Below are 20,239 nucleotides of genomic sequence, written 5' to 3'. Positions count from 1 at the left end.
TACCTAATAAGAGAGAAATTGCACACATGAAAATCACCAAGCTCACGACCTTTATCGTTCCGCCACGCTGGTGCTTTCTGAAAGTCGAAACCGATGACGGTGTCATCGGCTGGGGCGAGCCGGTTGTCGAAGGCCGTGCCCATACCGTCGCTGCGGCAGTGGAGGAGCTTTCCGATTACCTGATCGGCAAGGACCCGCGCAATATCGAGGATATCTGGACGGTGTTGTATCGCGGCGGTTTCTACCGTGGCGGCGCCGTACACATGAGCGCGCTGGCCGGTATCGATCAGGCGCTATGGGACATCAAGGGCAAGGCCCTGGGTGTTTCGGTCAGCGATCTGCTGGGTGGTCAGGTGCGGGACAAGATCCGCGTCTATTCATGGATCGGCGGCGACCGGCCAGCCGATACCGCTCGTGCAGCCAAAGAGGCTGTAGGGCGCGGCTTCACTGCCGTGAAAATGAACGGCACCGAAGAGCTGCAATTTCTCGATACCTTCGACAAGGTCGATCTGGCACTGGCCAACGTTGCGGCGGTGCGTGATGCGGTCGGGCCGAATGTCGGCATTGGCGTGGACTTCCATGGCCGGGTTCACAAACCCATGGCCAAGGTACTGATGAAAGAGCTGGACCCCTTCAAGCTGATGTTCATCGAAGAGCCGGTCCTCAGCGAGAACTACGAAGCGCTCAAGGAACTGGCGCCACTGACCAGCACGCCTATTGCCCTGGGTGAGCGGCTGTTCTCGCGCTGGGACTTCAAGCGGGTCTTGAGCGAAGGCTACGTCGATATCATCCAGCCGGATGCCTCTCACGCAGGTGGCATCACCGAAACCCGCAAGATCGCCAATATGGCCGAGGCCTACGACGTCGCGCTGGCCTTGCATTGCCCGCTGGGGCCGATTGCACTGGCGGCCTGCCTGCAACTGGATGCGGTTTGTTACAACGCCTTCATTCAGGAGCAGAGCCTGGGTATCCACTACAACGAAAGCAATGACTTGCTGGATTATGTGAAGCACCCCGAAGTGTTCGATTACGACAAGGGCATGGTGAAGATCCCCAACGGTCCGGGCCTGGGCATCGAGATCAATGAAGAGTACGTCAAGGAGCGTGCTGCCATCGGTCATCGCTGGCGCAACCCGATCTGGCGCCATGCCGACGGCAGTTTTGCCGAGTGGTGATAGAGATCTGAATGATCGTGCAGCGTTCTATCGCTGCACGATCAGGCATTGCAGAACGCAGTCCTCACATAAATCCAACAAGGGGCAATCTTCATGCAAACCCGCACTCTCGAAGGGGCGGCGTCTTTAGTCACGCCTACTCGCAAGCGTTTCTTCATCATGGTGCTGCTGTTTATCACGGTGGTCATCAACTATCTGGACCGCAGCAACCTGTCCATCGCGGCGCCGGCCCTGACCAGCGAACTGGGCATCGACCCGGTCCATGTCGGCCTGATTTTCTCGGCTTTTGGCTGGACTTATGCCGCCATGCAACTGCCTGGCGGCTGGCTGGTGGATCGTGTTCCGCCGCGCATTCTCTACACCGCCGCGTTGCTGCTGTGGTCGATCGCTACCGTCATGCTGGGCTTTGCGGCGAGTTTCATTGCGCTGTTCGTGCTGCGCATGGCCGTGGGTGCGCTTGAAGCGCCTGCCTACCCGATCAACAGCCGCGTGGTCACCACCTGGTTTCCGGAGCGTGAGCGTGCCACGGCCATCGGTTTCTACACCTCGGGGCAGTTTGTCGGGCTGGCGTTCCTGACACCGGTTCTGGCCTGGCTGCAAGCTCATTACGGCTGGCATATGGTGTTTGTCGTCACCGGTGGCGTCGGCATACTCTGGGCTGTGATCTGGTATGCGGTGTATCGCGAGCCGCGTGATTTCAAAGGCATCAACAAGGAAGAGATCGACCTGATCCGCGAAGGTGGCGGGCTGGTGGATATCCAGGTCGATACCGAAAAGCAGAAGCGTGGCTTCAGTTGGCAGGATCTGGGTGTGGTGCTGAGCCAGCGCAAGCTGTGGGGCATTTATCTGGGGCAGTTCTGCCTCAATTCGACCCTCTGGTTCTTCCTGACCTGGTTCCCGACCTATCTGGTCAAGTACCGCGGTATGGACTTCATCAAGTCCGGACTGCTGGCGTCGTTGCCGTTTCTGGCGGCCTTTGTCGGCGTACTCTGCTCGGGGTTCTTCTCCGACTGGCTGATCCGTCGCGGCCATAGCGTTGGTCTGGCGCGCAAGCTGCCAATCATTGCCGGTCTGCTGATCTCCACCTCGATCATCGGTGCCAACTACGTGGAGTCCACGCCGCTGGTGATTGCGTTCCTGGCGCTGGCGTTCTTCGGCAATGGCCTGGCGTCGATCACCTGGTCGCTGGTGTCGACACTGGCTCCGGCCCGTCTGCTGGGGTTGACTGGTGGCACCTTCAACTTCATCGGTAACCTGGCGGCGATTGCCACGCCCATCGTGATCGGCTTCCTGGCGTCGGGTGATTCCTTTGCGCCTGCCATCACCTACATCGCCGTGCTGGCGCTGATTGGCGCGCTGTCTTACATCCTGCTGGTGGGCAAGGTGGAACGCATCGAGTTGTGATGGTTGGCATGCAGAAGGGCGGGCGACGATAATGCCGCCAGCTTTCCGATCTGATAAGGGCTGATATGCACAATGATCCACTCACGCCCGTGAGCACCACGGGCAAGGACTCCGCACCGACCGGGACGCAAACCCTGTTGCGCGGCCTCGCGGTGGTGCAGGCCGTGGCCAGTGGTGCCCGTGACCTGAAAGCGATTTCCAGCCTGATCGGCACCACCCGCAGCACGACCCATCGGCTGGTCAGTTGCCTGGTGGATGAGCGTTATCTTCGGGTGTTGCCTCAGGTGGGTTATCTGCTGGGGCCCAAGTTGATCGAACTGGGTTTCCAGGCTCGGGAAGAGGTGCCACTGGCCATTCTGGCCCGGCCTTATCTCGATGAGCTGTCGGAATTGACGGGCGACACCGTGCATCTGGCGATTCGCGACGGTGACGAGGTGCTTTATCTGCACAAGAACCCTGGCCGTAACGGGCCGGAGATGCGTTCCCGGGTAGGGCATCGCATGCCGCTGGTGCGCACAGGCATCGGCAAGGCGCTACTGCTGGATAGTCCAGAGCAGGAGTGGCAAAGGTTGTATGAAATCAGCCTGCCGGTTGCAGGAAAGAACCCGCAGTGGCCGACTCACGAGCAGCAGACCTGGGAACAGTTGCGTCAGCGCAGGCAAGAGTATGTGCAGGGCGGCTATGCCTTCGATCTGGAGGACAACGAACCGTCGATTCGCTGCGTGGCTGCGCCGGTTCGCGATGCGGGCAAACAGATTGTCGCGGGCATCAGCATTGCCAGCACTGTTCCATACATGCCGCTGGAGAAAATGGCCGATCTGGTGCCGGTTATCAAACAGGCGGCGGCGAGGCTTTCGGCGGAGCTGGGCGGGTAACGGCAAGGAGCGAATTCATTCGAGAATGAATTCGCTCCTGCGGGGGTTACGCTTGCAGAGTCGCCATATCAATCACGAAGCGGTATTTCACGTCACCCGCGAGCATGCGCTCGTAGGCCTCGTTGATATTGCGGATATCCAGCATTTCGATATCGCAGGTAATGTCATTTGCCGCGCAGAAGTCCAGCACTTCCTGGGTTTCTGCAATCCCGCCGATCAGGGAACCTGCGATCACGCGACGTTTCATGACCAGATGGGCGGCGTGGATTGGCGGTTCTACCGGCTCGATCAGGCCGACCAGAATATGGACGCCGTCAAAACTCAGGGTTTCCAGGTAGGGGTTCAGGTCGTGCTGCACAGGAATGGTGTCCAGCAGGAAGTCGAAGCGACCTGCGGCGGCTTTCATCTGTTCGGCGTCGGTGGAGACGATCACATGATCCGCACCCTGGCGACGGGCTTCCTGGGCTTTTGATGCCGAGCGGGTGAAGAGGGTGACTTCGGCGCCCATGGCCTTGGCGAACTTGATCCCCATATGGCCCAGGCCGCCCATGCCGAGAATCCCGACCTTGTCGCCCGCTTTTACGCCGTAGTGCTTGAGAGGCGAGTAGGTGGTGATGCCTGCACAGAGAATCGGTGCGGCAGCCGCCAGGTCGAGTTTTTCCGGGATGCTGACCACGAACTCTTCGCGAACCACAATGCTGCTGGAGTAGCCGCCCATGGTGTTGCTGCCGTCCACGCGGTCAGGTGTGGCGTAGGTCATGGTTGGACCTTCCAGGCAGTACTGCTCCAGATTGGACTGGCAGGCCGAGCACTGTTGACATGAGTCGACCATACAGCCGACGCCCACCAGATCGCCCACTTTATATTTGCCAGCGTCCGGGCCGGTGGCTGTGACCTTGCCGACGATCTCGTGGCCCGGCATCAGCGGGTAGACGGCAATGCCCCATTCGTTGCGGGCCTGGTGAATGTCGGAGTGGCAGACGCCGCAGTAGAGAATTTCGATGGCAACGTCGTTGGCTCGCAGGCTGCGACGTTCAAAGGTCATGGGGGCGAGGGGAGCGGTGGCGGACTGGGCGGCGTAACCGATAGCTTTGTACATGATGTTCCTCGCGGATCAAGGGTGAATAGTGGTGACTATTTTCCGGGGACCGGGCGCTGAGGGCCATGAGCATTCCTCCGCGAGTCATGCCTATTTCTCCGGATATGGTTAATCGTCCATGGCTGAAACGCTCATTTCTGCGATGATGCACATGTCTGATTCTCTACCTGGTGTTCCATGTCGCGACTTCATCCCCATGATGCCAATGCCACTCTTGTTTCCTTGATAAAGCCTCTGGCCACGAGTCCCGGATTTGTGACGACGTTATTGCCGGAGGTCAAGGTGGTCTCGGCCTATGAGTATGTGGCCAGCAGCCCGCAGATTTATGAGCCGAGCCTGATGATCGTCGCTCAGGGCGGCAAGCTGGCCAGTCTGGGGTCGCGCACGCTGGATTACGGTGCCGGACACTATCTGGTGCAGGCGCTTTCCGTGCCGTTCATGTGCGAAACCTTTGCCACGCCTCAAGCGCCATTGCTCGGTGTTTCGGTGGCGATTGACCGGGTCATGCTGGGCGAACTGGTGCAGTTGATGGGACCGGTGCCTGATCACACCATCGAGGCACAAACGCCTGAATCAATGACATCTGCTGTGCTGGATGCGTCGATGCGTGAGAGTGTGGAGCGGTTGCTGCGCTGCCTGCATGATCCGCTGGATTGTCACGTCATGGGCCAGTCACGGTTGCGGGAAGTGCTCTATGCGGCCCTGCGCGGCCCTCAGGCGGGTGTATTGCGGGCGCTGGTTGCGCAGCAGAGCCATTTCGCCCGTGTCGCAGCGTCTCTGGCTTACCTGCACAGCCATTATGCCGAGACTTTGAATATCGACATCCTGGCACGTCAGGCAAACATGAGTGCCTCGACCTTCCATGAGCATTTCAAGCGCAGCACCTTATTGTCGCCCGTGCAGTACCTCAAGCGCCTGCGCCTGCTCAAGGCCCAGCACATGCTGGTCGCCCAGGGAATGGGCGTGGCCCAGGTTGCGCTCGCTGTCGGCTACCAGAGCACATCCCAGTTCAGCCGCGAATACAAACGCTACTTCGAGCGCAATCCCGTGGAAGAAAGTACCTACCTGCGCATTCCTGCATAAACAAGAAAGCCCCAAAAGGGGCTTTCTTGCAGCTTACCGCTAAAAACTTGCAGCTTGTTGTTCCCTACATATTCGGATAAGTCGGCCCGCCAGCCCCTTCCGGCGCCACCCAGGTGATGTTCTGCGCAGGATCCTTGATGTCGCAGGTCTTGCAGTGCACGCAGTTCTGGGCGTTGATCTGGAAGCGTTTCTCGCCATCTTCCTGGGTAATCACTTCATAAACGCCAGCCGGGCAGTAACGCTGGGCAGGTTCGTCATAAAGCGGCAGGTTGCTGGTGATCGGAATGCTCGGATCGGTCAGCTTCAGGTGGCAAGGTTGTTCCTCTTCATGGTTGGTGCTGGAGAGGAATACCGAGCTGAGCTTGTCGAAGCTGAGCTTGCCATCCGGTTTGGGGTAGTCGATCTTCTTCGAGTCGGCTGCCAGCTTGAGGCAGGCATAGTCCGGCTTGGTGTCGTGCAAGGTGAACGGGATCTTGCCACCGAAAATGTTCTGGTCGATGAAGTTGAATGCACCGCCCATGACCGCGCCGAACTTGTGCATCGCCGGGCCGAAGTTACGGCTGGCGAACAGTTCTTCATGCAGCCAGCTGGCCTTGAAGGCGTCTACATAAGAAGTCAGCACATCGCCGCCTTCCTTGCCTGAGAGCAGGGCGTCGGCCACCGACTCTGCAGCCAGCATGCCGGACTTCATGGCTGTGTGGCTGCCCTTGATCTTGGCGAAGTTCAGGGTGCCCAGGTCGCAACCGATCAGTGCGCCGCCCGCGAAAACCATTTTCGGCAGGGAATTCAGGCCGCCCTTGCAGATGGCGCGGGCGCCGTAGCTGATGCGTTTGCCGCCTTCCAGGTACTGTTTGATGACCGGATGGTGCTTGTAACGCTGGAATTCGTCGAAAGGCGACAGGTAAGGGTTGCTGTAGGACAAGTCGATAATCAGACCGACGACCACTTGATTGTTTTCCAGGTGATACAGGAAAGAGCCGCCCATGTTCTCGTCGTCCAGCGGCCAGCCAGCGGTATGCACCACCAGTCCTTGCTCATGCTTCGCCGGATCGACTTCCCAGATTTCCTTCAGGCCGATGCCGTAGTGCTGGGCATCGGCTTCGCTGTCGAGGTTGAAGCGTTTGATCAGTTGCTTGCCGATATGGCCGCGGCACCCTTCGGCGAACAGGGTGTACTTGCCACGCAGTTCCATGCCCGGGGTGTACAGGCCTTCTTTCGGATTGCCTTCGCGGTCAACGCCCAGGTCGCCGGTGATGATCCCGCGTACCACGCCGTTTTCGTCGAACAGGGCTTCCTGGGCGGCAAAGCCCGGATAGATCTCGACACCCAGGTTTTCGGCCTGCTGGGCGAGCCAGCGGCACAGGTTGCCCAGGGAAATGATGTAGTTGCCCTGGTTGTGCATGGTCTTGGGCACGAACAGGTCCGGTACTTTCACGGACTTTTCGGCGCTGCGCAGCATATAGATGTCATCACGCTTGACCGGCGTGTTGAGTGGCGCGCCAAGTTCTTGCCAGTTCGGGAAGAGCTCGTTCAGGGCGCGAGGTTCGAATACCGCGCCGGACAGAATATGTGCGCCGACTTCGGAGCCTTTTTCTACCACGCAGACGCTGATTTCCTGGCCCGCTTCGGCTGCCTTCTGTTTAAGACGGCACGCGGCAGAAAGCCCGGAAGGGCCGGCTCCGACGATGACGACGTCGAATTCCATGTATTCGCGTTCCACAGGCTATCTCCTACTCTCAAGGCTCACGGTATTTTTTTATATGAAGCGTACAGGCCGACGTGCGGAGGCGTGAGATGCCTGCCCGTCTTTATTAAGGAGCGCATTATATCTACACCACTTTGCAGGTCCAATACAAACGTTCGTTTGAATTGGCCGCAGGCCAGATAAATCAAAGACGCGAGACTCAGGACTGGCCGATCTGTCGTATTGACCGGAAAAGGCGTTGCGGTCAAGATACGGGCGGTTTTGCGCTCGCCGTAGGCTGAAGCGAGGTTCAATGAAACCTCCGAAAAGGTATCAGGTGAGCGTAGTGCAGGCAGTCCGGCCATCGCGCGCGGCGCATTTTACACACCCTTGAGGCGCTTGATGGGTGTGATCTGGCCTTATATACGGTTTTTTGGCGGCTGTTCTGATAAACAGCCCCGATGCCTGCACTGAAGCGATTGCTTGTTGAGGACACACCTATCGATCGCCTGGTCATTCCGGGCGACTTTCTTTTCACCGGAGAGTGAGGAATCCATGAAGGTTCTTGTAGCTGTCAAACGAGTGGTCGACTACAACGTCAAGGTTCGCGTCAAGGCGGACAACTCCGGCGTCGATCTTGCCAACGTCAAAATGTCCATGAACCCCTTCTGCGAAATTGCTGTGGAAGAGGCTGTCCGCCTGAAAGAAAAGGGCGTGGCCAGCGAAATCGTCGTGGTCACCATCGGCCCGACCACCGCTCAGGAGCAGCTGCGTACTGCTCTGGCGCTGGGTGCCGACCGTGCCGTACTGGTCGAGTCTGCCGAGGACCTGACCTCCCTGGCCGTGGCCAAGCTGCTCAAGGCTGTTGTCGACAAGGAGCAGCCACAACTGGTGATCCTGGGCAAACAGGCCATCGACAGCGATAACAATCAGACTGGCCAGATGCTGGCTGCCCTGAGCGGTTACCCGCAAGGTACCTTTGCTTCCAAGGTCGAAGTGTCGGGCGACAAGGTTGCCGTGACCCGCGAAATCGACGGTGGTCTGCAAACCGTATCCCTGAGCCTGCCGGCTATCGTGACCACAGACCTGCGTCTGAACGAGCCACGTTATGCTTCGCTGCCCAACATCATGAAGGCCAAGAAAAAGCCGCTTGAAACGCTGACCCCGGATGCATTGGGCGTTTCCACCGCTTCGACCAACAAGACTGTCAAGGTTGAAGCGCCGGCAGCACGTAGCGCCGGTATCAAAGTGAAGTCGGTGGCCGAACTGGTCGAAAAACTGAAAACCGAAGCGAAGGTAATCTAAATGACGATCCTGGTTATCGCTGAACATGACAATGCAGCTGTGGCTCCAGCCACGCTGAACACCATTGCCGCTGCCCAGAAGATCGGTGGCGATATCAATGTCCTGGTGGCCGGTTCCGGCGTAAGTGCTGTCGCCGCAGCTGCTGCAAAGATCGCGGGCGTTACCAAGGTACTGGTTGCCGACAATGCTGCCTACGCGCATCAGTTGCCGGAAAACGTAGCACCGCTGGTCGTCGAGCTGGCAACTGGCTATAGCCATGTTCTGGCGGCTGCGACCTCCAATGGCAAAAACATCCTGCCTCGCGTTGCAGCACAGCTGGATGTGGATCAGATCTCCGAAATCGTTTCGGTTGAATCGGCTGACACCTTCAAGCGTCCGATCTACGCCGGTAACGCTATTGCCACCGTGCAATCGAGTGCGTCGATCAAGGTCATCACCGTCCGTGCGACCGGTTTCGATCCGGTCGCTGCAGAAGGTGGTTCGGCTGCGGTCGAAGCTGTCTCTGTTGCTCATGATGCAGGCAAGTCCTCCTTCGTTGGCGAAGAGCTGGCCAAGTCCGATCGCCCAGAACTGACCGCTGCCAAAATCGTCGTTTCCGGCGGTCGCGGCATGCAGAACGGCGATAACTTCAAGCACCTGTACGCCCTGGCGGACAAGCTGGGTGCTGCGGTGGGCGCATCCCGCGCCGCGGTCGATGCCGGTTTCGTGCCCAACGACATGCAGGTCGGGCAGACCGGCAAGATCGTTGCTCCTCAGTTGTACATCGCGGTGGGTATTTCCGGTGCGATCCAGCATCTGGCGGGCATGAAGGACTCCAAGGTGATCGTCGCGATCAACAAGGACGAAGAAGCTCCGATCTTCCAGGTGGCTGATTACGGTCTGGTGGCTGATCTGTTTGAAGCGGTGCCTGAGCTGGAAAAGCTGGTTTAAACCAGTTTCGAGAACCCGTTCAATCCGGCCGTGCATACCTGTCCTTGACAGGGTGCGTGGCCTGAGTGAACGGGTTTTTTGTTGTGCTGAAAAAGGATTATTCATGGGCCAGCCAAGGCTGTTTTTGTCTTCGCTTCTTCTGGGGCTGATGGTGCTGCCGTCGTTTGCATCGGCGGCAGGCAAGTGCGAGCGACTGATCGTCACCGGCAGCCCGGATACACCGCCTTACCTGTGGCGCGATCCGCAGGACCCAAGGCACTTGATGGGTGCCAATGCCGACCTGCTCAGGCGGGCGGCCGATTCTCTGGATCTGGATGTCGAGTTTCTGTATGCGGGCAAGCGCAGCCAGGCGCTGGAAGAGGCGCGCACCGGTCGTATGGACATGCTGGTCGATGCGCCACTGAATCAGGCTCAGCTTGATTCGTTCGACTATATCCAGCCGCCAATCACCCACAATGAAATCCTGGTCTGGACCCGTCACGATCGTGCCTTGCCCTTCAGTTCTCTCGCCGACCTGCACGGGCGGTCGGGCGCTATCTCTGAAAGGACTCGTCTTACCCAGTCATTCGAGGCAACGGCTAAAGAACACCTGACGCTGGAGCGCTTGCCCAATCTGACCCTGGCCTTTCAGAAACTGGCGCTGGGGCAGGTCGAATATGTACTGGCTGGACGCTATGCAGGCATGGTCATGATGCAAACCCTTGGCTTGTCGTCTGATCTGGTCGCTCAGCCTGAACCCCTTGATAAACCGGGCCTGTATCTGGCGTTATCAGTGAATTCGGCCTGTAACGATCCATGGTTGCGCGGACAGTTGGTGAAAAAGATGACAGAATTGGCGTCTTCGGGCCTTGCGGGTGAAGCTATCCAGCGCAATCTGGATGTGTGGAAAGCTCAGTTGCTGCAACCTGCCAGCACCAGCGTCCCAAACAAGTAGGAATGTTTTTGTGAGTATTCGCCCTTTAGTTGCATTCATGGCCATCGCCACGTTGGTCGGTTGTGCCAGCGATCCGGCACCGACCGAACAGTTCAAGCTGACCGAGCAGGCTCTGGAGCAGGCCAAGGCCGTCGGCGCCAGCGATGAGCAGCCCGAACTGGTCAATGCGCAATCCGCATTTGCCCAGGCACGTGCCGACATGGCCGATAAATCCTACAAGGATGCGCGCATGAACGCCGAGCGTGCCGAGCTTGATGCGCGCCTGGCGGAAGCGAGGGTGTTGACCCTGAAAAGTCAGGAGCAGATCAATCAGTTGAATGTTCGCCTCAATCGTCTGCGCAAACAGTTGGGGGAAGCTCAATGAACCGTGTTACCCGTGTATTGAGCGGATGCCTTTTGCTGGGCGTTGCAGGCCTGTCTGGTTGTGCGAGTCATCAGGACAGTGAGCAGGCGCTGCGTCAGGCCGGTACAGATTTCCAGAAAGTGAAAGAAGACCCGAATGTACTGCGCAGTGCGCCCAAGGACGTGATCCGTTCAGGCGAATCGCTGGCGAGGGCAGAGCGCCTGTCGAGTTATCTGGGCAGCGGAGCCGATGTCAGTCATTACGCCTACCTGAGTACCCGGTACAGCGAGATTGCCCGTGAGCACAGCAACCTGATGCTGGCCCAGGAGCAACTGGCCAAACTGGAGATGGAGCGTCAACGCCTGCAACTGGCGTTGCGCGAGGCCAAGCTGGCCAGTGCGCAGCAGCATGGCAAGTGGCTGGAAGATCAGATACTCAGCCTTGCGACTACGCAGACCGACCGTGGCCTGGTCATGACCCTGGGCGATGTGCTGTTCGATCCGGGGCATGCCGAACTGAAAAGCTCTGCCAATCGCACGGTGCTCAAAGTCGTACAGTTCCTGTTGCTCAATCCTCGCCGCACGGTAAGGATCGAAGGCTACACCGACAGTACCGGTGACCGGCAGGAAAACCTGAAACTGTCCCGTGATCGCGCACAGTCGGTCGCCGATGTGCTGATCGACCTGGGTGTTGACGACAAGCGCATTCAGGTCGAGGGTTATGGTCAGCAATATCCGGTCGATGTGAACGCCTCCGAGCGTGGGCGAGCACAAAATCGTCGTGTAGAAATCGTCTTTTCCGACGACAAGGGCCAGCTAGGCGCTGCCCGGTAAGAAAAAATCTGAAAAAAAGCCCGGCGTCGGAAACGGCCCCGGGCTTTTTTTGGCTTAAAAAGCCGTGAACTTGGCATCTTTACCCGACAATATTTTTTGTCAGAGCGCACAATGATGGGCCTGAAGAGAAACTGTCCCCGTACACTTTTCGACTGTTCCGGTCTTTAGGCTATCATCTCCCCTACAAAAACAAATTGCGGGTCGGTTCGAGGCTGTGTCATGACCAATCTTTTGCTTTATCAACGCATCGCTCAGCAGTTGGCGGAAGACATCCGCCGGGGCGTCTATCAGCCCGGCGAGCGTGTGCCATCGGTCCGCAAAATGAGTTCGCAGCTCAATGTCAGCCATGCAACGGTATTGCAGGCCTACGCCAATCTTGAAGATCAGGGCCTGATCCGGGCTCGCCCGCAGTCCGGGTATTACGTGCATCAGACACCTGCGCTGACGGCATCGACGCCAGATATTGCGCGAGTGGAGCGTCCAGGTCTGGTGACCCGCAGCAGCATCATCCAGCAGGTGCTTGAAGAATCTCGTCGTGAAGGTGTGTTTGCCCTCGGGGCAGCGGTGCCGCACGTGGATTATCTGCCGGTCCGTGCCCTGCATCAGCAACTGGCCAAGGTGACGCGCTTTCACAGCCCTCGGGCGTTCAGTTATATGTTCAGCCCCGGTTTCGAGCCATTGCGCAGACAGGTTGCCATCCGCATGCGTGATGCGGGCGTTGTGGTAGATCCTTATGAAGTGGTGATTACCCACGGTTGCGTCGATGCCCTGCAAATGGCCCTGCGGGTGCTGACGCAGCCCGGCGACCTGATCGCGGCCGAGTCACCGGCTTATTACGGTCTGCTGCAACTGGCGGATCTGCTGGGGCTCAAGGTCATCGAGATTCCCAGTGACCCATCGACGGGTATTAGCCTGGAGGCTCTGCAGCTGGCGGCCAACCAGTGGTCGATCAAGGCTTTGGTGCTGACCGCACGCTTGAGTAATCCGCTGGGTGGCACCATGCCGGAAGAGCGGCAGAAGAACCTGCTGCGACTGGCATCGGACTTTGATATCCAGATCGTTGAAGATGATGTGTACGGCGAGCTGATGTTTGAAGTGGGGCGTACCAAGGCCTTGAAAGCCTTCGATCGCCTTGGTCGAGTGATTTATTGCTCCAGTTTTTCCAAGACACTGTCGCCGGGTGTGCGCATTGGCTGGATGATTGCCGGGAAATATCAGGCGGAAATCCAGCGCTTGCAGACCTTCAGCACTCATTCAGCCTGCAGTGTGACGCAGATGGCTATCGCGGCTTATCTGGAAAACGGTGGTTATGACCGGCATTTGCGTTTTATTCGCCTGGAGTATCGCAAGAATCTGAGTGCTTTCCAGTTGGCGGTGCAGCAGTTCTTCCCCGAGGGGACTCAGATGAGTCGTCCGGTAGGTGGCTTTATTCTCTGGGTCAGCTTGCCGGGGCGCGTCAATACCCAGGAATTGCATGTGCGGGCGCTGGAGCAGGGTATCAGTATCGCGCCGGGTCTTATTTTCAGTAATACAGAACAGTTCAATCACTGTATTCGTCTGAACTGTGGCATGCCCTGGAATCGTGAAGCGGAGCGTGCGCTGATGACATTGGGGATGCTGGCCAAACAATTGTGTCAAGAAACTGTGCCGGCTTATTGAGCGCACATGTTTTTTGTCTCATCGTTGGAACTCTTGTCTTGTCAGGTGTGCCTCAAAGGGACAGCATGTGACCTCTATGCCTCAGCCATTTACTTATTATGAATAATGCGTTTCGTTGTCTCGGATTGTTCGTCGTTGTGTTGTTGAGCGCTTGCGACTCTCAAGACGCGCCGGTTCCAAAGCCGAAGGTTGAGGCAGGCGTGGCTGCGCCTGTTGCGCCTGCTGTTCAGCCGCCAGCTGCCGCCGTTGAGCCGGCAGTGTCCAGGCCTGCTGCGCCAGTGCATGAGTTGAAGCCTGGTGTCCCGGTTGTTCCTGTGGTTGCGGGTAAGGGGGAGGTAACGCCGCCGCGCCCTGTTTCTGTCGCTAAATCGCCTGCTTCCAGAGAGGCTGCAAAGACTCCAGCGGTCAAGGCTGCTCCTGCTAAAGAGAAGGCCGTTGCTGTTACCGCCAGGCGCGAAAAGAACAAGACGGCTAAAGCTTCGGTCAAGGATGTCCGTTTGCCTCAGCCCAAGCTTGACTTGAGCCTGCCGCCAGAAATGGTCAAAGAGCTTTCTCCTCCTGCCAATGTGATTACTGCCAAGCGCAAGCCTTTGCTGCCGCAGATGTTTGGCAGCAAGGGGTCATCATCTGATCCCAGTCCTTTCGAGCTCAATGGGCGCCTGCTGAGCAATGAAATGCAGCTGCAAATGCGCAATGAAAGTCGTCGCGATATCGAAGGGGCTGCGCTGGATTTCAAATTCAAGCAGTAAGGCCCTGTTTCTCGTCTGATATGGCATTTTGAAACGTCCGTTTTAGCCGCTAAAATCTTCCTTTTAATATTCAGCAAGGGTGTCTGGTCATGGACTGCCGCTCCGGTTGTGGTGCTTGCTGCATCGCTCCGTCTATTACTTCTCCCATTCCGGGCATGCCAGATGGCAAGCCGGCGGGTGAGCGTTGCCTGCATTTATCCATCGAGTTGCTCTGTGGTCTGTTTGGCATGGCCGAGCGGCCTGCTGTGTGCAGTCAGTTCAAGGCGGCGCAAGATGTTTGTGGCGTTGATCAGGCCGAGGCTATTCGTCTGATTGGCTGGTGGGAAAAAGCAACTGCGGTTGCATGAGCTGCAACTGAATCAGATGCAGTTGAACCAAGAGTGTCGCTGGGCGGAATATCAACAACAAGGAATAAACAATGAATACGCTACATCGCATGGCTGTTGTCTGTGGGTTGACTGTGTTGTTGACAGGTGTGGCCCAGGCTGAAGATTGGCAGGTGGCCAAGGACGAGGAGGGGATCAAGGTATCCCTGAGTGATGTGCCGGGCTCCAAGTACAAGGCTTATCGCGGTGTGACGACCATCAATGCCAGTGTGGCCAAGCTGCGCGCCCTGCAGGAAGATGTCGTGGGGGCCTGCGCCTGGATTCATGAATGCCAGTCACAGAAGCTGCTTAAGCATGAAGGCAACAAAGCCTGGACCTACACGCGATTCAACACACCATGGCCCGTAACGCCCCGTGATTCGATTCTGCTGATTACCAGCGAGGAGGGCGCAGATGGCAGCCTGACCCGCAATATTGATGAGCAATCAAGCTATTTGCCTGAAGAAAAGGGTTTTGTGCGGGTCGCCGAGGTCAAGGGTTTCTGGAAGCTGGTGCCCAAAGGCCCGAATCTGACAGAAGTCACCTATCAGGTGCATACCGACCCGGGCGGCAGTGTGCCGTCCTGGGTGGCCAACAAGTTTGTCGTGGATGCGCCGTTCAATACCCTGAAAGCGCTGAAGGAGCGGTCGCAGAAGTAGATTTTTGATTGCGCAATAAAAAGGGCTGCCAATGGCAGCCCTTTTCGTTGGCAGGTCGCTTACTTGCGATCTTCCAGTGGAACGATGTCGCGTGTCACGTTGCCTGTGTACAGTTGGCGTGGGCGGCCAATCTTGTACGGGCTGGAGAGCATTTCTTTCCAGTGCGAGATCCAGCCGACAGTCCGCGCCAGGGCGAAGATCACGGTGAACATGCTGGTTGGAATGCCGATGGCTTTCAGGATGATGCCCGAATAGAAGTCGACGTTCGGGTACAGCGAGCGCTCGATGAAGTACGGGTCGGTCAGGGCAATCTCTTCCAGGCGCATGGCCAGTTCGAGTTGTGGGTCGTTGGTGATGCCCAGTTCGCGAAGTACTTCGTCGCAGGTCTTTTTCATGACCGTGGCACGTGGGTCGCGGTTCTTGTAGACGCGGTGACCGAAGCCCATCAGCTTGAACGGATCGTTCTTGTCCTTGGCTTTGGCGATGAATTTGTCGATGTTGGAGACATCACCGATTTCATCGAGCATGGTCAGTACGGCTTCGTTGGCGCCGCCGTGAGCCGGGCCCCAGAGTGCCGCGATACCGGCTGCGATACAGGCGAACGGGTTTGCACCCGACGAGCCGGCCATGCGCACGGTAGAGGTCGAAGCGTTCTGTTCGTGGTCGGCATGCAGGATGAAGATCTTGTCCATTGCCTTGGCCAGCACCGGGCTGATCGGTTTGATCTCGCAAGGGGTGTTGAACATCATGTGCAGGAAGTTTTCGGCGTAGCTGAGGTCGTTACGCGGGTACATCATGGGTTGGCCCATGGAGTACTTGTAAACCATCGCTGCCAGGGTCGGCATCTTGGCGACCAGGCGTACTGCCGAGATTTCGCGGTGCTGCGGGTTATTGATGTCCAGCGAGTCGTGGTAGAACGCGGACAGGGCACCGACTACGCCACACATGACAGCCATCGGGTGGGCGTCGCGGCGGAAGCCGTTGAAGAAGCTCTTGAGCTGCTCGTGGACCATAGTGTGGTTTTTGACCACGGCAACGAACTGGGCTTTCTGTTCGCTGGTTGGCAGTTCGCCATTGAGCAGAAGGTAGCAGGTTTCCAGATAATCGGACTGTTCGGCCAGTTGCTCGATCGGATAACCGCGGTGCAGCAGAATGCCGTTATCACCATCAATGTAGGTGATCTTCGACTCGCAAGAGGCGGTCGACATGAATCCGGGGTCGAATGTGAAGCGGCCGGTGGCGGTAAGTCCGCGCACGTCGATCACGTCAGGACCCACGGTGCCGGTCAGTATGGGCAGCTCGACGGGGGCTGTGCCCTCGATGATCAACTGCGCTTTTTTGTCAGCCATGTGGCCTCCTATTTATGCTTCAAATCATCAGACAGGCCCCCCACGCAGGGCCCGCACCACTATAGTTAGATAAATTCTAAAGTCAATTTGCCTAAAGTCGTGTTCCGCAAGGCCTTTATGTCGATGTTTCTTCAAGCCATTGCTGCCGTTTACGCCTTTTATTCAATCCGCGCAATCCGCTATTGGCTGCAAGTCTGCGCGTTGTCATTAGTTCCCTAACTGTCTATACTCGGCGTCCGACCGCCAAGGGCTTTTTGGCCCGTTTTGAGGGGGTTGTCACTTCCTGGGTGGTGGGTACCTGACCAGTGCACTTCCCAACAACTTGCCCTGATTGTTAGGGGCTCTTCAGTGTGAAAAAAAAGCCGTGAAAAGCCAACGACCTGTAAATCTAGACCTAAGGACCATCAAGCTCCCAGTCACTGCTTACACGTCCATCCTTCACCGTATCTCCGGTGTCATCCTCTTTGTCGGTATTGCAATCATGCTGTATGCAATGGACAAGTCGCTGGCCTCCGAAGAAACCTTCGGTGAAGTAAAAGCGTGTCTGACCAGCCCGCTGGCCAAGTTTGTAATCTGGGCGCTGCTGTCTGCCCTGCTGTATCACCTGGTGGCGGGTGTTCGTCACCTGATCATGGACGCGGGTGTCGGTGAAACGCTGGAAGGCGGGAAACTGGGCTCGAAAATCGTTATCGCCGTCTCCGTGGTGGTGATCATCCTGGCGGGAGTATGGATATGGTAACCAACGTCACTAACCTGTCGCGTTCGGGCCTCTATGACTGGATGGCGCAGCGCGTTTCAGCGGTCGTTCTCGCGGCTTATTTCATTTTCCTGATCGGCTACCTCGTCGCTCACCCTGGTCTGACCTATGCCCAGTGGCATGAGCTGTTCTCGCACAACGGGATGCGTATCTTCAGTCTGTTGGCCTTCGTTGCCCTTGGCGCTCACGCCTGGGTCGGCATGTGGACCATCGCGACCGACTACCTGACGCCAATGGCGCTGGGCAAGTCCGCGACTGCAGTTCGTTTTCTCTTCCAGGCAGTCAGCGGCGTTGCGATGTTCGCTTACTTCGTCTGGGGCGTGCAGATTCTTTGGGGTATCTGATTCATGGCTAACACAAATACACTTTCCTTCGACGCCATCATCATCGGTGGCGGCGGCGCTGGCATGCGCGCTGCCTTGCAGCTGGCTCAGGGTGGTCACAAGACCGCTGTTGTCACCAAGGTATTCCCGACTCGCTCGCACACCGTTTCCGCACAGGGTGGCATTACCTGCGCAATCGCTTCGGCCGACCCGAACGATGACTGGCGCTGGCACATGTACGATACCGTCAAGGGTTCCGACTACATCGGTGACCAGGACGCTATCGAATACATGTGTTCCGTAGGTCCGGAAGCGGTCTTCGAGCTCGAGCACATGGGCCTGCCGTTCTCCCGCACCGAACAGGGCCGCATCTACCAGCGTCCTTTCGGCGGTCAGTCCAAGGACTTCGGTAAAGGTGGTCAGGCTGCACGTACCTGCGCCGCTGCCGACCGTACCGGTCATGCTCTGCTGCACACCCTGTATCAGGCCAACCTGAAAGCTGGCACCGTATTCCTGAACGAATACTATGCAGTGGATCTGGTGAAGAACCAGGATGGCGCCTTTGTCGGCATCATCGCTATCTGCATCGAAACAGGCGAAACCTCCTACATCCGCGCCAATGCAACCGTACTGGCGACCGGTGGTGCAGGTCGTATCTACTCGTCCACCACCAACGCCCTGATCAACACCGGTGACGGTGTCGGCATGGCCCTGCGTGCCGGTGTTCCTGTTCAGGACATCGAAATGTGGCAGTTCCACCCGACCGGTATTGCCGGCGCAGGTGTACTGGTTACCGAGGGTTGCCGTGGTGAAGGTGGTTACCTGATCAACAAGCACGGCGAGCGTTTCATGGAGCGTTATGCTCCGAACGCCAAGGACCTTGCCGGTCGTGACGTTGTTGCCCGTTCCATGGTTAAAGAGATCATCGCCGGTAACGGTTGCGGTCCTGATGGCGACCACGTGATGCTCAAGCTTGATCACCTGGGTGAAGAAGTATTGCACAGCCGCCTGCCAGGCATCATGGAGCTGTCCAAGACCTTTGCTCACGTCGATCCTGCTCTGGCTCCGATCCCGGTTGTTCCGACTTGCCACTACATGATGGGCGGCATCGCCACCAACATTCACGGTCAGGCGATCACTCAGGACGCTGCTGGCACCGATCAGATCATTCCTGGTCTGTTCGCTGTAGGTGAAGTGGCTTGCGTATCCGTGCACGGCGCCAACCGTCTGGGCGGCAACTCGCTGCTCGATCTGGTGGTCTTTGGTCGCGCTGCCGGCCTGCACCTGGAGCAGAGCCTGCGTGAAGGTGTCGACTACCGTCGTGCCTCCGAGTCCGATGTTGACGCTGCCCTGGCGCGTCTGTCCGGCCTCAACGAGCGTACTGCCGGTGAAGACGTCGCTTCGCTGCGTAAAGAGCTGCAAAGCTGCATGCAGAACTACTTCGGTGTATTCCGTACCGGCGAATACATGCAGAAGGGTATTGCCCAACTGGCTGGTCTGCGTGAACGCATCGCCAACGTCAAGATCAACGACAAGAGCCAGGCATTCAACACTGCTCGTATCGAAGCGCTTGAACTGCAAAACCTGCTGGAAGTTGCCGAAGCCACGGCGATTGCTGCAGAACATCGTAAGGAATCGCGCGGCGCCCACGCCCGTGAAGACTTTGAAGATCGCGATGACGAAAACTGGCTGTGCCACACCCTGTACTTCCCGGGTGACAAGCGCGTAGCCAAGCGTGCCGTGAACTTCTCGCCAAAAACTGTTCCGACTTTTGAGCCTAAGATTCGGACTTATTAAGGGTGACCGATATGTTGCAAGTCAGTGTTTATCGTTACAACCCTGATCAGGACGCTGCGCCGTTCATGCAGGAGTTCCAGGTCGATACCGGTGGCAAGGACCTGATGGTTCTTGACGTGCTGGCTCTGGTCAAGGAACAGGATGAAGGTTTCTCGTACCGTCGCTCCTGCCGCGAAGGCGTGTGTGGTTCCGATGGCATGAACATCAACGGCAAGAACGGTCTTGCCTGCATCACTCCATTGTCGTCCGTGGTCAAGAATAACAAGCTGGTAGTGCGCCCACTGCCTGGTTTGCCGGTTATTCGTGACTTGGTAGTGGATATGAGCATCTTCTACAAGCAATACGAGAAGGTGAAGCCTTTCCTGCAGAACGATACTCCGGCTCCGGCCATCGAGCGTCTGCAGACTCCGGAAGAGCGTGAGAAGCTGGATGGTCTGTACGAGTGTATTCTGTGCGCTTGCTGCTCGACTTCCTGCCCGTCCTTCTGGTGGAACCCGGACAAGTTCCTGGGCCCGGCTGCACTGCTGCAAGCCTATCGTTTCCTGGCTGACAGCCGTGATACCCGGACTTCAGAGCGTCTGGCTTCGCTTGATGACCCGTTCAGTGTTTTCCGCTGCCGCGGGATCATGAACTGCGTGAACGTTTGCCCTAAAGGTCTCAACCCGACCAAGGCAATCGGCCACGTACGTAACATGCTTCTGCAAAGCGGCGTCTGATTTATCGCAGTACCGCAATACCGTTGCACGTAAAGTAGCCGCGGCGCAGGCTTCAACCGGCGTCGTGGCTTTAACCTGAGCAGTGGCTCGCAAGGCTGCCGCTCTTCTTTTGAAGAAATGAGACCAGCAGGGGCATCCGGGCTGGTACCCGGGCTATCTGCGTGATCCTTAGTGACTTGATATGGTCGCTGCACACGACT

General features: G+C 57.5%; 20 protein-coding genes. 17 read left to right on the top strand and 3 right to left on the bottom strand.

Annotated features, from left to right (window positions below; translation table 11 throughout):
* Positions 1-26 precede the first annotated feature (26 nt).
* The 3 genes from dgoD (at position 27) to KGD89_RS15340 (ending at position 3,454) form a co-directional block, all read left to right on the top strand.
* Positions 27-1,175, top strand: a complete 1,149-nt coding sequence (dgoD, locus tag KGD89_RS15350) for a galactonate dehydratase (protein ID WP_025260652.1) — start codon at positions 27-29, stop codon at positions 1,173-1,175.
* A gap of 93 nt (positions 1,176-1,268) precedes the next feature.
* Positions 1,269-2,579, top strand: coding sequence for an MFS transporter (locus KGD89_RS15345; protein ID WP_025260651.1), 1,311 nt, complete (start codon positions 1,269-1,271; stop codon positions 2,577-2,579).
* A 65-nt stretch (positions 2,580-2,644) separates the two neighbouring features.
* Positions 2,645-3,454, top strand: coding sequence for an IclR family transcriptional regulator (locus KGD89_RS15340; RefSeq protein WP_025260650.1), 810 nt, complete (start codon positions 2,645-2,647; stop codon positions 3,452-3,454).
* 46 nt (positions 3,455-3,500) lie between these two features.
* On the opposite strand, the gene KGD89_RS15335 is transcribed toward KGD89_RS15340, so the two are convergent.
* The gene (locus KGD89_RS15335) at positions 3,501-4,553 is read right to left on the bottom strand and encodes an NAD(P)-dependent alcohol dehydrogenase (protein ID WP_025260649.1); all 1,053 of its coding nucleotides are present in this window, start codon (positions 4,551-4,553) and stop codon (positions 3,501-3,503) included.
* Positions 4,554-4,730: 177 nt separating this feature from the next.
* Here KGD89_RS15335 and KGD89_RS15330 point away from each other — a divergent pair, with 177 nt between their 5' ends.
* The gene (locus KGD89_RS15330) at positions 4,731-5,636 is read left to right on the top strand and encodes an AraC family transcriptional regulator (protein WP_025260648.1); all 906 of its coding nucleotides are present in this window, start codon (positions 4,731-4,733) and stop codon (positions 5,634-5,636) included.
* Positions 5,637-5,700: 64 nt separating this feature from the next.
* Here the strand turns inward: KGD89_RS15330 and KGD89_RS15325 are convergent, their stop codons facing one another.
* Positions 5,701-7,356 (bottom strand): electron transfer flavoprotein-ubiquinone oxidoreductase, encoded by a 1,656-nt coding sequence (locus KGD89_RS15325; RefSeq protein ID WP_025260647.1) that lies wholly within the window; start codon positions 7,354-7,356, stop codon positions 5,701-5,703.
* A gap of 519 nt (positions 7,357-7,875) precedes the next feature.
* Between KGD89_RS15325 and KGD89_RS15320 the strand changes: the two genes are divergently transcribed.
* From KGD89_RS15320 to KGD89_RS15280, 9 genes are all read left to right on the top strand, one after another.
* Positions 7,876-8,625 (top strand): electron transfer flavoprotein subunit beta/FixA family protein, encoded by a 750-nt coding sequence (locus KGD89_RS15320; RefSeq protein WP_025260646.1) that lies wholly within the window; start codon positions 7,876-7,878, stop codon positions 8,623-8,625.
* Entirely contained in the window at positions 8,626-9,555 is a 930-nt protein-coding gene (locus tag KGD89_RS15315) for an electron transfer flavoprotein subunit alpha/FixB family protein (RefSeq protein ID WP_025260645.1), read from the top strand.
* Positions 9,556-9,658: 103 nt separating this feature from the next.
* The gene (locus KGD89_RS15310; RefSeq protein WP_025260644.1) at positions 9,659-10,489 is read left to right on the top strand and encodes a substrate-binding periplasmic protein; all 831 of its coding nucleotides are present in this window, start codon (positions 9,659-9,661) and stop codon (positions 10,487-10,489) included.
* A 10-nt stretch (positions 10,490-10,499) separates the two neighbouring features.
* On the top strand, positions 10,500-10,853 hold the full coding sequence (locus KGD89_RS15305; RefSeq protein ID WP_025260643.1) for a DUF4398 domain-containing protein: 354 nt from the start codon (positions 10,500-10,502) through the stop codon (positions 10,851-10,853).
* On the top strand, positions 10,850-11,665 hold the full coding sequence (locus KGD89_RS15300; protein ID WP_025260642.1) for an OmpA family protein: 816 nt from the start codon (positions 10,850-10,852) through the stop codon (positions 11,663-11,665). The genes KGD89_RS15305 and KGD89_RS15300 overlap by 4 nt, the downstream gene beginning before the upstream one ends.
* Before the next feature lie 219 nt (positions 11,666-11,884).
* On the top strand, positions 11,885-13,324 hold the full coding sequence (locus KGD89_RS15295) for an aminotransferase-like domain-containing protein (protein ID WP_025260641.1): 1,440 nt from the start codon (positions 11,885-11,887) through the stop codon (positions 13,322-13,324).
* Positions 13,325-13,422: 98 nt separating this feature from the next.
* A complete protein-coding gene (locus tag KGD89_RS15290) occupies positions 13,423-14,073 on the top strand; it encodes a translation initiation factor 2 (protein WP_074569012.1) in 651 nt (216 codons plus the stop codon).
* An 89-nt stretch (positions 14,074-14,162) separates the two neighbouring features.
* On the top strand, positions 14,163-14,420 hold the full coding sequence (locus tag KGD89_RS15285; protein WP_025260639.1) for a YkgJ family cysteine cluster protein: 258 nt from the start codon (positions 14,163-14,165) through the stop codon (positions 14,418-14,420).
* Positions 14,421-14,491: 71 nt separating this feature from the next.
* Positions 14,492-15,097: an START domain-containing protein gene (locus KGD89_RS15280; RefSeq protein ID WP_025260638.1), complete on the top strand. Its 606-nt coding sequence runs from the start codon at positions 14,492-14,494 to the stop codon at positions 15,095-15,097.
* 59 nt (positions 15,098-15,156) lie between these two features.
* Here KGD89_RS15280 and gltA read toward each other — a convergent pair whose 3' ends face one another.
* Positions 15,157-16,446: a citrate synthase gene (gltA, locus tag KGD89_RS15275; RefSeq protein WP_025260637.1), complete on the bottom strand. Its 1,290-nt coding sequence runs from the start codon at positions 16,444-16,446 to the stop codon at positions 15,157-15,159.
* A 364-nt stretch (positions 16,447-16,810) separates the two neighbouring features.
* On the opposite strand from gltA, the gene sdhC reads away from it, so the two are divergent.
* From sdhC to KGD89_RS15255, 4 genes are read left to right on the top strand one after another with little or no spacing between them, the layout of a single operon-like run.
* Positions 16,811-17,185 (top strand): succinate dehydrogenase, cytochrome b556 subunit, encoded by a 375-nt coding sequence (sdhC, locus tag KGD89_RS15270; RefSeq protein WP_025260636.1) that lies wholly within the window; start codon positions 16,811-16,813, stop codon positions 17,183-17,185.
* Complete coding sequence (gene sdhD, locus KGD89_RS15265; RefSeq protein WP_025260635.1) at positions 17,179-17,547, top strand: succinate dehydrogenase, hydrophobic membrane anchor protein; 369 nt, start codon at positions 17,179-17,181, stop codon at positions 17,545-17,547. Before sdhC ends, sdhD begins: the two co-directional genes overlap by 7 nt.
* Positions 17,548-17,550: 3 nt before the next feature.
* Positions 17,551-19,323 (top strand): succinate dehydrogenase flavoprotein subunit, encoded by a 1,773-nt coding sequence (gene sdhA / locus KGD89_RS15260; protein WP_025260634.1) that lies wholly within the window; start codon positions 17,551-17,553, stop codon positions 19,321-19,323.
* Between the two features lie 11 nt (positions 19,324-19,334).
* Positions 19,335-20,039 (top strand): succinate dehydrogenase iron-sulfur subunit, encoded by a 705-nt coding sequence (locus KGD89_RS15255; protein WP_025260633.1) that lies wholly within the window; start codon positions 19,335-19,337, stop codon positions 20,037-20,039.
* Positions 20,040-20,239 lie beyond the last annotated feature (200 nt).

The sequence above is a fragment of the Pseudomonas cichorii genome, from assembly GCF_018343775.1.
Classification (GTDB): domain Bacteria; phylum Pseudomonadota; class Gammaproteobacteria; order Pseudomonadales; family Pseudomonadaceae; genus Aquipseudomonas; species Aquipseudomonas cichorii.
The sequence above is the reverse complement of the archived record's forward strand: the minus strand, read 5'-3'. Positions and strand labels throughout refer to the sequence as shown.